Below are 13,464 nucleotides of genomic sequence, written 5' to 3'. Positions count from 1 at the left end.
ACGTCTTTATCCTGTCTTCCTGAACCGGCCGCCTTGCTGCCTGGCGCAAAGCCGGATGCATGTTAAAACATACATGTAAGCGTCCGGCCCCGGTCAAGATCGGTCAGGCACTCCGCCCGCGGGTATTAGCGATAGATTTAAGTTTGAGTTTTACGGGTTTCCCGGTCCTGGCCGATTCGTAAATGGCATCCATAATGATGTGATCCTGCAGACCCTCTTCTCCCGGGGTGTAAGGTTTCAAATCATTGATGATGCAATCAGAGAAGTGATCCATCTCTGTGGCAAAATGATCTACATCAGCAATTCCTATTTCTGTTTCCAACTGATGCATTTCTTCTGCATGAATAGTTTTCAGTCTTTGTCCGCCGTAATTAAATGCTTTGTCCAGCATCAGCCGACCGCGATCAAAGTGTATATTCAGGGTTCTGGCTTCATGAATATTGTAGTGGGTCATGCAATTTGCTATGACACCGCTTGGGAAACGCATTTGCCAGGATACCATTTCTTCCACCTCTTTAAATAACGGATCGCCGGGTGTTGAGTACGTATACGCAAAAACTTCATGGGGTTCTTCACCCAGCAGGTACCGGATGGTATTAAAACAATATATACCAACATCGGGTAGTGCGCCACCGCCCGCCGAAGCTTTTTTGAGTCGCCATTGGTCTGCGTTTGAGCTGCTTTGTCCGTTTACAGATTCTATGAACTTTGTGTTACCGAGCGTGCCCTCTTCGATGACAGACTTCATGTATCTGATGTGCGGCTCGTATTGCATCCGATAAGCGATCATTAATTTAACACCGGCTTTATCGCAGGCTTTTATCATCTTTTTACATTCGTCAGGTGTGGCGGCCATCGGTTTTTCACATAATATATGTTTGCCGGCTTTCGCACCTCTTATTGTGTAATCCAGATGAAGGGTATTTGGTAAAACAATATAGATAGCCTGCACGTCAGGGTTGTCAGCCAGCTTATCATAATCATCGTACAAATAACAGTTCCTGGGCTCCACGCCATACTGACGCGCTACCTGCAACATTTTTTCTTCGTCGCCGCTAACCAGGGCAACCAGCTTAGACTTTTCGCTTGTTGCCAGTGCCGGCAAAATTTCCTCAAGCGTAAGGTGCCCGAGACCGACAACGGCATAACCAACACGATCGGCAGGTGGAAGCGGGGATGGGGCCGGCGGAGCATCCACATCTGCAGATGATTTCCATTCTTCAAGTTTAACGGGCTTTTCTGCCTTTCTTTTCTTACCGCCGTCTTGTTTTTTCATGTCAGCTCAATTTTGCCTTTAAAACACCAGCATGTAGTAAATGTTGGCGGCTTTTTGCAGATTGTTCATTTTGAGCGCAGGCGTAGTTGTACCAAACGCTGCATGCAGGCCGAATATATCCCTTCAGCATCGGCCAGGCTTCTGCTCCTGGCAGAACCATAACTTATTTGATAGAATAACGTATTTCAGCGGCGTTGCCAGAAAAAACTAAAAAACATTTTGGAAATTGCCGGCTGTTAACCAGCATATCAAATGAACAAACTAGCTTGCAGCTGTGCCATGCTTCTTCTCGCGACGAGCGTATCGGCCCAGACACCACAGGTAACCACAGAAGACTATAAACGGGCGCAAAGTTTCCTGTCAACGAACGCCCAAAGGTTTGTTGATCATACGCCTGGCCGGCCTACCTGGCTGGCGGACGAGCGTCTGTTGCTACGCGATGTACATGCATCCGGTGTTACTTATATGCTGGCTGATCCCAAATCAGGTATTTTAAAGCCCGCTTTTGATCACCACAAGCTGGCGGCCGCGCTTTCGGCCGCCGGAACCGGTACGGTCCGGGCCACTTCTTTGTCTCTGAACGATGTGAACTATTCTCCGGATCGTAAACTCATGCGTTTTCAGTTTGGCTCCGCGAACTATACTGCAGACCTGTCTGCATATGTTTTGCAAAAAGAGACCCGAAAGGGTAGCGGTTCTGCTTTTCAGCGTACACCGGCGACGGCAGCAGATGGTCCGCCAACGCTTTCGCCAGACGGAACTAAGGCCGTCTTTATCCGTTCGTACAACCTTTGGCTCAGGGACCTTGTTACGGGCAAGGAGTCACAGCTAACTACCGATGGCGTAAAGGATTATGGTTATGCAACCGACAATGCCGGCTGGAAATCGAGTGAGCGGGCGATTGTAGCGTGGTCTCCCGATTCGAAAAAAATAGCAACGTTCAAACAAGACCAGCGGCATTTGAACGACATGTATCTTGTTACAACCAACGTCGGCGCACCGACGCTTAAGCAATGGAAATATGCGATGCCATCTGACAAGAAAGTAGCAATGATTGAACGCGTCATTATTGATACTGAGCAACCTAAAGTGATATCGCTGCAGGTTGATGCAGACCCGCACCGAGCCACCCTGAGCGATGATATTGCGAGCAGCGGGACATTTGACGACGTGCAATGGAACAGGGCGGGTACCCGGCTGACATTCGTGTCGACCTCCCGGTATCATAACGAAGAGAAAATTCGTATTGCCGATGCGGCGACCGGCCGCGTTGATGAACTGTTCGAAGAGAAAGTTAAAACCCAGTATGAATCAGGATGGGGCGCAATAAACTGGCGTTTCCTTGATAAATCTAATGAAATCGTCTGGTTTTCAGAACGCGATGACCGTGGTCATCTCTACCTGTATGACACGCGGAATGGAAAATTTAAAAACCGTATCACCGGCGGAAACTGGATTGTGACAAAATTGATTCACATTGATGAAGCAAAAAGACAGGCTTATTTTATGGCCTGCGGTATTCAGAAAGAAAACCCCTATTTCGCGCAGTTGTGCAGAATTAATCTGGATGGCAAAAACTTCAGGGTGCTTACGCCCGAAGCCGGTAACCATCGTGTTGAGTTTAGTCCCTCGATGAAATATTTTACAGATGAATGGTCTAAGCCAGACGTGCCGGCACAGGCAGCAGTGCGCGATCTGGATGGAAAGATCAGCGTGCAGCTTCCTAAAACCGATATCTCGCGTCTGCTTGCCGCAGGATGGAAAGCGCCTGTGCCGGTTACAGTAAAAGCAGCAGACGGAACCACAGATTTATACGGACTGATGTATACACCATCAAACCTTGATCCGTCCAGGAAATATCCGCTGGTCGATTATATTTATCCTGGGCCGCAGGGTGGCAGCATAGGAAATTGGTCTTTCGCTGCAGCCCGCCGCGATAATCAGGCCCTGGCCGAACTCGGTTTTATCGTGGTAGAGATTGAAGGCACAAGTAATCCGCTCCGTACCAAAAGTTTTCATGATAAAAGTTATGGAAATATGGCCGAGAATACCCTGCCAGACCAGGTGGCAGGAATCAGGGAACTTGCGCGCAGGTATCCGTACATAGACTTAAATCGTGTAGGCATCTGGGGGCACTCAGGCGGTGGCTTTGCAACGGCGGCAGCCATGTTCAGGTATCCCGATTTTTTTAAAGTGGGAATTGCTGAGTCGGGAAATCACGACAACCGGAACTACGAAGACGACTGGGGCGACCGTTACAATGGTCCGATAAGTGACGAAGCTTACGCGGCACAAGCCAACCAAACCTATGCAGCTAATCTTAAAGGGAAGTTAATGCTTGCTCACGGCATGATGGATGATAATGTGCCGCCATATAATACCCTGCTCGTCGTGGAGGCCCTTGAGAAAGCAAACAAAGATTATGACCTGGTAATTTTTCCAAACAGCGCACATAGCTTTGGAAGATACAACACATATATGATGCGCCGTCGGTGGGATTATTTTGTAAAAAACCTCGCCGGGGCGGAACCTCCAAAAGAGTTCAAAATAGAGATTTTGGCAGATACACGATAAGGTCACGTCAAGTTTCCTTAACTTTAATCAACAAGTCTGGTGTGTATAACTGGTGATCGCTTTCGATGGTGCAATTTTAAGCGATCACAGCGTAATTAACTTTTTGGTCGTCACGTATAATTTATTAGTGTAATGAGACTCTTTTTTCTGCTTGCCTGTTTTCTTGCAGCCACCCGCGTGTCTGCTCAGCGGCCCCAGCCAAATGTTGTTGTCATCATGGCCGATGATCTGGACAGCCGGCAGCTGAGTTGTTATGGTGGAAAAAATATCCGGACACCAAACATAGACGCGCTCGCATCTCAGGGCCTGAAGTTTAATCAAATCGTCGCCTCTGAGGCCATGTGTGTGCCAACCCGGGCCTCTCTTTTTACCGGACTCTATCCCGCCAGGCATGGATCATTTCAGAACCACAAGCCCGTTTATAACAACCTGAAAAGTATTTGCCATTATATGGGCGACCTTGGCTACGATGTGGCCCTTACCGGTAAGGATCACAGTACGAAACCCCGGCATGTGTTTCCTTTCCGCATCATTGGTGGTTTCGAGCCTAACTGCGTTGCTGAAACAGATGATTATTCTGCAGACAGTCTGAAAAATTACATCAGCGGTCAGTCGAAACCTTTTTGTCTGTTTGTAATGAGCATCAATCCGCATACACCCTGGACAGTTGGCGATCCGTCTGAATTTGATCCGGACAAACTTATCCTGCCGCCTCACTGGGTTGATACGAAACAGATCAGGAAACTATTTACCAGATACCTGGCAGAGATACGCCGACTGGACGACCAGGTGGGAGCGGTGATGAAAACTTTAAAGGAGAGCGGCAAAGATAAAAATACAGTAGTTATCTTTCTGGGCGAACAAGGAGCCCAGTTCCCCGGAGCAAAATGGAACCTGTACGATGCCGGACAAAAGAGTTCTATGATTGTCAGATGGCCGGAAAATGTGCGTGCCGCATCTGAAACTGATGCCATTGTGCAATATGAAGACATTATGCCAACCCTCGTAGACCTGGCCGGCGGTAAACCTGTTGCGGGAATTGACGGGAAAAGTTTTGCACCGGTTCTTAAGGGCGAGGCAAAAACGGCCCGGACGTATGCTTTTGGTATTCATAACAACATCCCCGAAGGACCGCCGTACCCCATGCGCAGCATCCGTACAACGCAGTACAAACTCATCTGGAATTTGACGCCGGAGAAGAAAAATCATATTAAATATATGATGAACCCGAAAAACACAGACAGTTACTGGAGCCACTGGAATCAGTTGGCGGTTAATGATGCGCATGCAAAAACGCTCGTCAGGAGGATCACCAATCGCCCTGAATTTGAGTTCTATGATCTCAAAAATGATCCGTATGAATTGCATAACCTGGCTGCCGATCCGGCCAGACAACATTTAATGGCAACTTATAAAACGGCACTCCGGCACTGGATGGACCAGCAGCAGGACAAGGGTGCAGCTCTTGATATTGTTTATGAAAAAAAAGCCCGTTAAAGTTTTTTTTGCCAGCGTCTGCTGGCTGTTGTTAAGCAGCCTGTCGATGGCTCAGAAAAATAAGCCTAACATTGTATTCGTCATGGCCGATGATCTCGGCTGGGGCGAACTTGGAAGTTATGGCAATACCTTTAACGAAACGCCAAATCTCGACCGGCTTGCCGGTCAGGGAATACGCTTTACTGAGGCATATGCGGCGGCTCCGGTCTGTTCACCCACCCGTGTCAGCATCATGACCGGGCAGTTCCCCGCCCGGGTAGGAATTACCGACTTTTTACCTGAAGGAAATAAAACAGACCGCCGGCTGGATCCCGATAAATATACAACGCTTAATGAGGCCCTATCCGCCGCAGGCTATCATACCGGGATTATTGGTAAATGGCACCTTGATACCGATTTTTCACAAAACAAAGGAGGGCCGAAAGCACACGGATTTGACGAAGTAATCGGGTCAGAAACAAAATATATTGCTGATGGGGACTATTTTTTTCCTTATGATAAGATTGCTTCGTTTACCCATGGCCCTCCGGATGAATACCTGACCGACCGGCAGTTTGCAGAGGCTTCGGGCTTTATTGCCCGCAATAAAAACAAACCGTTCTTTCTTTACCTTAGCCTGTATAGCGTTCACACCAAACTTGAGGCGCCCGAAGCACTGGTAAACAAGTACAAGAAAAAATTTGATAGCCGGTATGGTGCGGGTAAAGCAGAAGAATTTTACGGTGCCGGTAACATAAGGCACGAATCTGAGCATAAGGACAATCCCTGGATGGCTGCCATGCTTGAACGTATAGATGCGGGAATGGGCAGTCTGATGCAAACGCTGAAAGATCATGGGTTATCAGAGAACACTATCCTGATATTTTTCTCAGACAATGGCGGTGCCGGCAAGGTGGGAAATAACGGGCAGCTGCGGGCCGGAAAGACCTGGCTTTATGAGGGCGGAATCCGGGAACCGTTTTTGGTCTGCTGGCCAGGAAAAATCAAGCCGGGGACCGTAAGCGCGGTTCCGGTTACAAGCCTCGATTTTTATCCGACCTTCCTGGCTGCAGCCGGTACGCAGGTTGCGGGACAGAAAGTTGATGGCCAAAGTATCCTGCCCTTGCTTAGGGGGCGCGCAGCACCGGCCCAAAGAAAGCTGTTTTGGCATTATCCTTCCGAAACCGGAAAATGGATAAACCGGATGTCTTCGGCCGTTCGCTGGGGCGATCTGAAACTGATCGAATTTTATAATAATCCGAGGGTCGAGCTTTATAACCTCAAAGAAGATCCCTCCGAGAGCCATAATCTTGCACCCAGCCGGCCGACCGATGCTGCTAAACTTAAAAAGATACTCGACGAATGGAAATTAAGCGTGAATGCAGAGGCGCCCAGGATCCCCGGTAATAATCGAAGGAAGCGCTAAGATAACCCTTTGTGCACCCACGAGCTTTTCAACCAGCTTAGCACAAAGAAAGCTGTCCTGCTAATCTTCACATGCGTTGGCTTGTAGCGAACAAAATCATATATTTACCAGACACACAAGCCTGTCAGGCGCTAACCAACAAATGAAAATTCTATACGCTTTAGCAGTATCCTCACTGCTCTTTTTTTCCTGCGGTTCCCGGAAAACGGTTGAATCTTCTGCAGCAACCTCCCAGACATTTACCAATCCCATAGCCAAAGGCGCAGATCCCTGGGTAATCCGGTACAGGGACAATTATTATGTTTGTAAAGCGACCGGCGGGGGAAAAGGACAGCGGCCCGGAATAACGGTGAGCAAGTCGCCATTTCTTACCAGGCCGGGGAAAAGCATAGTCGTCTGGCAGACACCGGAAAATGCGTGGAACCAGGCATGTGTCTGGGCTCCTGAACTTCATCATATCGGCAACCGGTGGTATATCTATTATGCGGCGGGAAAGTCAGGCCCTCCCTACATCAACCAGCGTTCGGGCGTGCTTGAGTCTGTTAGTGACGACCCGCAGGGTGCGTATATTGATAAGGGGATACTGCAAACCGGCAGCGATCCAAACGACTATGTTAAAACCATTTGGGCGATAGATCTTACGGTTGCCTCTATAAAAGGTAAACTTTACGCGGTGTGGTCGGGCTGGGAACGCAACAGAAATACAGATCAGACAAGTCAGCGGTTGTATATTGCCTCAATGAGTAATCCGTGGACGATCAGTTCTCCGCGAGTTGAAATATCAAGGCCGGAAGAAAACTGGGAGCGGGGTGGTCCGCTCGATTTGAACGAAGGCCCTCAGTTTCTTCAGCGGAAAGGCAAAACGTTTATCATCTACTCAACCAGGGAATCCTGGACGAAAGAATACCGGCTAGGGCAGCTTATGCTGAAAAATGAAAATCTTTCACCGTTGGAAAAATCCAACTGGACAAAAAAAGGACCTGTCTTTCAAGGTACCGACCGCGTTTTGGGTACGGGCCACGCCAGTTTCACGACCTCGCCTGATGGCCGTGAATGGTGGATCTTCTATCATGCAAAAATCAGCGAGAAACATGGCTGGGACCGCGATCTGCGTCTGCAGCCTTTTACCTGGGACAAGGCTGGCGAACCGGTGTTCGGACAGCCGGTTCCCGCCGGACAGCCCATTCGTAAACCTTCTGGCGAACTATAAAATCTGCGCGATGAGAAAAGCCTTTTGCCTGATTCTTTTTGTTTTTTCCCTTTCGGGTGTTTTTGGACAACCGGCTGCCCCCGGCGAGGCGCGACCGTATTTTCTTACGCTAAAAAACAAACGTGGTTTGTCTGTCAAGATATGTAATTATGGCGCACGTATCGCCAGCCTGATTGTACCTGATCGTAACGGTAAGCCGGTAGATGTTGTTCTTGGATTCGCAACACCGGAAGAATACACACAGCCTAAGGCGAAGTACTACGGGCCGGTCGTGGGCCGTTTTGGTAACCGCATTGCCGGCGGAAAGTTCAGCCTGAACGGTAAAACGTATACATTAAACCGCAACAACGGACCCAATTCTTTACATGGCGGCAAACGTGGCTTTGGTGATGTTTATTGGACCGTGTCAAAACATACCCGCCGGATGGTGGAGCTCACCTATACATCTCCCGATGGGGAAGAAGGATATCCGGGTACACTCCAGGTGTCGGTTACATACCGGATCGGAAAAGATAACCGGCTCGACATTTCCTACCGTGCTACAACAGATCAGGCGACCGTCCTCAACCTGACGAACCATAGCTTTTTTAACCTGAATGGTGAGGGTTCGGGTGATGTGTTGAAACATAAGCTTCAGATGAATGCTTTCGCGTATACGCCCGTAGATAAAGATTTGATTCCAACGGGTGAGATCCTTACGGTAGCCGGTACACCGTTTGACTTTTTGAGCGCCAGGGCCATCGGTGCAGATCTGGATACTCCAGACGAGCAGCTTCGGTTCGGCCAGGGTTATGACCACAATTTTGTTTTACGGAAACACCAACTGTTCGGACTTTATCCCGCGCTTCGTTTAACCGGAGATAAAAGCAGTATTGTTATGAGCATATGGACAAGTGAGCCAGGTATGCAGTTTTATAGCGGCAACTTTTTTAATGGAAAAACTGTCCTGCGCTCTGGCGCTAAAGACGTTTACCGCGGCGCTGTGGCACTCGAGCCACAACATTTTCCCGACTCGCCAAACCAGCCCGGATTTCCGGGTACCGTCCTTAACCCCGGAACGATCTTTAAAAGCAAATCCAGTTACAGGTTTTCTGTAGAAAAGACTTTATAAGATATTGTTATGAAACATAGTATGAAAATTCAAAAATGCCTGTTCCTGGCTTTCCTTTTCTTTTATTTGGGCACAAGCGCTCAGCAAAGCAATAACCCGCTACCCGTTGCCTTTGGAGATCCCTACGTGCTGCATGATGGCTCGGGCACATATTACATGTACGGCACCGGTGGAGGCGCCAGACAAGGTTTCTCGGCTTATTCATCAAAAGACCTGAAGAGCTGGAAGGCCGAAGGGCAGGTTTACTTTCATAACAACGAAAATGGCTGGGGAAACGGCGCCTTCTGGGCACCTGAAGTTTATAAGAGAGGCGATAAGTATTATCTGTTTTATAGCGCACAATGGAAATACAACCCGACAAACGAGAAAGAAAATTTCAGGATCGGTGTCGCGGTGTCAGACAAGCCTACGGGCCCCTTCACTGATCTGAACAGCAAACCGCTTTTTGATCCGGGTTATCCGATTATAGATGCAAACGTACTGTTTGACCGGGGGCGCGTGTTTCTATATTACTCGCGCTGTTGTTATAAACATCCGGTAGACAGCGAAATTGCAGCATGGGCAAAACAAAAAGGCTGGTACGAGGAGGTTGAAGAAAGCTGGGTGTACGGTGTTGAGCTTAAACCTGATTTCAGCGGTACAGCAGGCGAACCGGTGCTGTTGCTCAGGCCGCCTGTCAGGAATGAAAAGGCAACCGAGTGGGAAAGCCGTTCGGTCACATCGCGCGAAGCGAACCGCCGCTGGACTGAGGGCTCTTACATCTTCAAACACAAGGACCTCTATTACATGATGTATTCTGCTAATAATTTCGACGGCCAAAACTACGCTGTGGGTTACGCAACGGCCAAAACTCCCCTTGGCCCGTTCAAAAAGTCGCCTTACAATCCGGTGCTGCAGAAAAATGCTGTGGTAAGCGGTACCGGTCACAACAGTGTCGCCTGGTCGGCCGATGGGAAAACAATGTACTGCGTATATCATGGGCGCACGCCTGCAACCGGCCACGAGCGGCTCGTTTTTATAGACAAGATGCACATAGATAAAAACGGACGGCTGGTTGTTGAAGGTCCGACCGTTGCACGTTAAATGAAGCGGCGCCTGCGGCTTGCATGACGGTACATGACGGTCGGAATGTTTGGATGGTTTATATTCGTTATAACCATTTATAAAACCTATGCAAGCTATTCTGGGCGTCATTTTCCATTTTATTGGCGGCTTTGCCTCCGGTAGTTTTTACATTCCTTATAAAAAAGTTAAGGGCTGGGCCTGGGAAAGCTACTGGATTGTTGGTGGCCTGTTTTCCTGGCTGATCGTTCCGCCGCTCGCCGCCTGGATCACCATTCCCGGTTTCGCAACAATCATCTCACACACGCCATCGGCTATCCTGATCCCTACATACGTATTTGGCGTGCTCTGGGGAATTGGCGGCCTTACCTATGGGCTGGGCGTGAGGTACCTCGGTGTGGCCCTGGGAAGTTCGATTATTCTCGGCCTCTGTTCGGTCTTCGGCGCGCTCGTTCCGTCATTTTACTATGACCTCTATCCTCAAGCGGGAAAAGACAGTTTTTCAGATATGATGAATCACACCTGGGGACAGTTGGTGCTGGCCGGACTGGTTATCTGCGTGCTCGGTATCATTGTTTGCGGAAAGGCCGGTGGAATGAAAGACAAGGAGCTTCCCGGATCACAGGCTGATGACCATAGAAGCGAGTTTAAAATTGGATTGGGGTTAACTGTTGCCATCATATCAGGGCTGCTTAGTGCCTGTTTTGCCTTTGGTATTGATGCGGGTAAACAAATGGCAAACGAAGCAAACGACTGGTGGAAAAGCATAAACCCCGGCCAGGGCGAATTTCTGTTCCAGAATAATGTAACGTATGTAGTTGTGCTTTGGGGTGGCCTTACAACCAATCTGATCTGGTGCCTCATCCTGAACATACGTAACAAAAGCTTTGGCGACTATAGCAACAAAAATACCCCGCTGGTTCGCAATTATATTTTTTCAGCACTGGCTGGAACCACCTGGTTCCTTCAGTTCTTCTTCTATGGTATGGGCGAAAGTAAGCTTGGTAATGGCGCAAGCTCATGGATCCTGCACATGGCGTTTATCATCCTGGTTGCAAATATCTGGGGTATAGCACTGCGGGAATGGCGCGGCGTCTCACGCAAAACTTACCGGACAGTAGGTCTTGGAATCGGGTTGATCATTGTCTCAATCCTCGTAGTTGGTTATGGAAATTCATTGAAATAATATAAATAATTAAAATATGTCTGCAGATTTAAATAGCTTTAAACATGTAAGTTATCTATGGGACAGTGCTGAGGCAGCCAGCCTGGAAGGTGATGAAGTCGCACTGCTTATTTACCGTTCAAATTTATTGGGTGCCGATCTCCGGCTAACCAATTATGGCGGCGGCAACACATCCTGCAAGGTTGCTGAAACAGACCCGCTTACCGGTCAGGCTACGCCTGTTATGTGGGTAAAGGGCTCTGGCGGCGACCTGGGAACGCTTAAAAAGAGTGGCCTTGCAGCGCTTTATCTGGACCGGCTGCATAAACTTGAAAACAGGTACAGGGGGCTTGAGCACGAAGATGAAATGGTTGGTCTGTTTAATCACTGTATTTTTGATCTCGATTCAAAAGCGCCGTCGATCGACACGCCCTTACATGCCTTTCTGCCTTTCAAACATATCGATCACCTGCACCCTGATGCGGCGATTGCCATTGCCGCGGCCAAAGACGGTGAACGAATCACAAAGGAACTTTTTGGCGGCGCTATTGGCTGGGTGCCATGGCAGCGGCCTGGCTTTGACCTGGGTCTGAAGCTTCGGGCCTGCCTGGAGGAAAACCCCGGAATCAGGGGAATTATGCTGGGTTCTCACGGGCTCTTTACCTGGGGGGATACCGCCTACGAAAGTTATCTGAACACGCTAGGGGTCATCGAAACCTGCGCAGCTTACATTGAAGAACACCTGGGCCGGGAGAAACTTGTTTTTGGTGGTCAGCGGCTTAAAAGTTTGCCGGCAGCGCAGCGTAAAAAACAGGCAGCAGAGCTGGCGCCGGTTCTTCGCGGACTTTGCTCATCCGGGCAGCCCATGGTTGGTCATTTCAGCGATGATGCAAAGGTGCTCGAATTTATTAACTCGAATGATCTCGACCGCCTGGCCCCAATGGGTACAAGCTGTCCGGACCATTTTCTGCGTACAAAGATCAGCCCGCTCGTGCTCGATCTTGCCGTAGATGCCGATCTTAGCCAACCTGCCCTGCGGGATGAGCTCTTGCCTGCATTTGAAGCCTACCGGCAGATGTACGCTTCTTACTATGAAAATTGCCGTCATGACAACAGCCCGGCAATTCGGGATGCCAATCCGGTCATTATTTTATACCCCGGGGTGGGGATGTTCAGCTTCGCAAAAGACAAACAAACAGCAAGGGTAGCAGCAGAGTTTTATGCCAATGCCATCAACGTAATGCGGGGAGCAGAAGCCATTTCCACGTATACCTCGCTTCCCCGGCAGGAAGCGTTTGACATTGAATACTGGCTTCTTGAAGAAGCAAAACTGCAGCGCATGCCTAAACCGAAACCACTTACCGGCCGCATTGCGCTGGTAACAGGAAGCGGCGGCGGTATTGGGCGCGCTATTGCCCGGAAATTTGCAGAGGAAGGTGCCTGTGTCGTTATTAACGATATTGATCAGGGCAGGATAGAAGAAACCATCAGTCAGTTTTCAAAAACATTTGGTCGTGATTCGGTAGCGGGGACGCTGCTGAATGTGACCGACCATGCAAGTATCGACGAGGCCCTAGAGGCAACATCGCTGGCTTTTGGTGGGGTGGATATCGTCGTAAACAATGCCGGTATCAGTATCTCGAAGTCAATCGAAGAACACAGCATCGAAGAATGGGACCGCCTATACGATATTTTGGTAAAGGGGCAGTTTATGGTCTCAAAAGCTGCGGTCCGCATCATGCGAAAACAGCAGACAGGCGGCGATATACTCAATATCGTCTCGAAAAATGCTGTTGTTGCGGGTCCGAACAATGCCGGTTACGGCTCTGCCAAGGCAGCGCAGGCCCATTTGAGCCGGCTGCTGGCGGCCGAGCTTGGCGCAGATGGCATCCGTGTTAACGCAGTGAATCCAGATGCTGTTATTGCTGATTCCAACATATGGGCCGGCGGCTGGGCGGAAGGCCGCGCGCGTGCTTACGGTATCACGGTTGAAGAGTTGCCTGCTTACTATGCAAAGCGTACCTTACTGAACAAAACAATTTTACCGGAAGATATAGCCAATGCCTGCTTTCTGTTTGTCTGCGGCCTGATGAACAAATCAACAGGAAACGCGCTCAATGTAGATGGCGGTGTGGCCATGGCATTTACCCGATAAGAACAGTGA

9 protein-coding genes are annotated in these 13,464 nt (G+C 49.2%); 8 read left to right on the top strand and 1 reads right to left on the bottom strand.

From position 1 onward, the window contains the following. Positions 1–103 precede the first annotated feature (103 nt). On the bottom strand, positions 104–1,276 hold the full coding sequence (locus EJV45_RS11370; RefSeq protein WP_129715796.1) for a Gfo/Idh/MocA family protein: 1,173 nt from the start codon (positions 1,274–1,276) through the stop codon (positions 104–106). A 252-nt stretch (positions 1,277–1,528) separates the two neighbouring features. Here EJV45_RS11370 and EJV45_RS11365 point away from each other — a divergent pair, with 252 nt between their 5' ends. The 8 genes from EJV45_RS11365 to EJV45_RS11330 all read left to right on the top strand — a co-directional run bounded on the left by EJV45_RS11365 (position 1,529) and on the right by EJV45_RS11330 (position 13,455). Beyond that, positions 1,529–3,850, top strand: a complete 2,322-nt coding sequence (locus tag EJV45_RS11365; RefSeq protein ID WP_240755263.1) for a S9 family peptidase — start codon at positions 1,529–1,531, stop codon at positions 3,848–3,850. A 132-nt stretch (positions 3,851–3,982) separates the two neighbouring features. Beyond that, the gene (locus EJV45_RS11360; protein WP_129715795.1) at positions 3,983–5,347 is read left to right on the top strand and encodes a sulfatase; all 1,365 of its coding nucleotides are present in this window, start codon (positions 3,983–3,985) and stop codon (positions 5,345–5,347) included. Next, positions 5,328–6,752 (top strand): sulfatase, encoded by a 1,425-nt coding sequence (locus EJV45_RS11355; protein ID WP_129715794.1) that lies wholly within the window; start codon positions 5,328–5,330, stop codon positions 6,750–6,752. Before EJV45_RS11360 ends, EJV45_RS11355 begins: the two co-directional genes overlap by 20 nt. 142 nt (positions 6,753–6,894) lie before the next feature. After that, positions 6,895–7,962, top strand: a complete 1,068-nt coding sequence (locus EJV45_RS11350; RefSeq protein WP_129715793.1) for a family 43 glycosylhydrolase — start codon at positions 6,895–6,897, stop codon at positions 7,960–7,962. Between the two features lie 10 nt (positions 7,963–7,972). Beyond that, positions 7,973–9,073 (top strand): aldose epimerase family protein, encoded by a 1,101-nt coding sequence (locus tag EJV45_RS11345; RefSeq protein ID WP_165305042.1) that lies wholly within the window; start codon positions 7,973–7,975, stop codon positions 9,071–9,073. Positions 9,074–9,094: 21 nt separating this feature from the next. After that, positions 9,095–10,156 (top strand): glycoside hydrolase family 43 protein, encoded by a 1,062-nt coding sequence (locus EJV45_RS11340; protein WP_129715791.1) that lies wholly within the window; start codon positions 9,095–9,097, stop codon positions 10,154–10,156. Between the two features lie 88 nt (positions 10,157–10,244). Continuing rightward, positions 10,245–11,321, top strand: coding sequence for an L-rhamnose/proton symporter RhaT (gene rhaT, locus EJV45_RS11335; RefSeq protein WP_129715790.1), 1,077 nt, complete (start codon positions 10,245–10,247; stop codon positions 11,319–11,321). Between the two features lie 16 nt (positions 11,322–11,337). Next, a complete protein-coding gene (locus EJV45_RS11330; protein WP_129715789.1) occupies positions 11,338–13,455 on the top strand; it encodes a bifunctional aldolase/short-chain dehydrogenase in 2,118 nt (705 codons plus the stop codon). The last annotated feature ends 9 nt before the right edge of the window (positions 13,456–13,464 follow it).

Source organism: Pedobacter sp. SYP-B3415 (genome assembly GCF_004138205.1).
Taxonomy (GTDB): Bacteria; Bacteroidota; Bacteroidia; order Sphingobacteriales; family Sphingobacteriaceae; genus Pedobacter.
The sequence above is the reverse complement of the archived record's forward strand: the minus strand, read 5'-3'. Positions and strand labels throughout refer to the sequence as shown.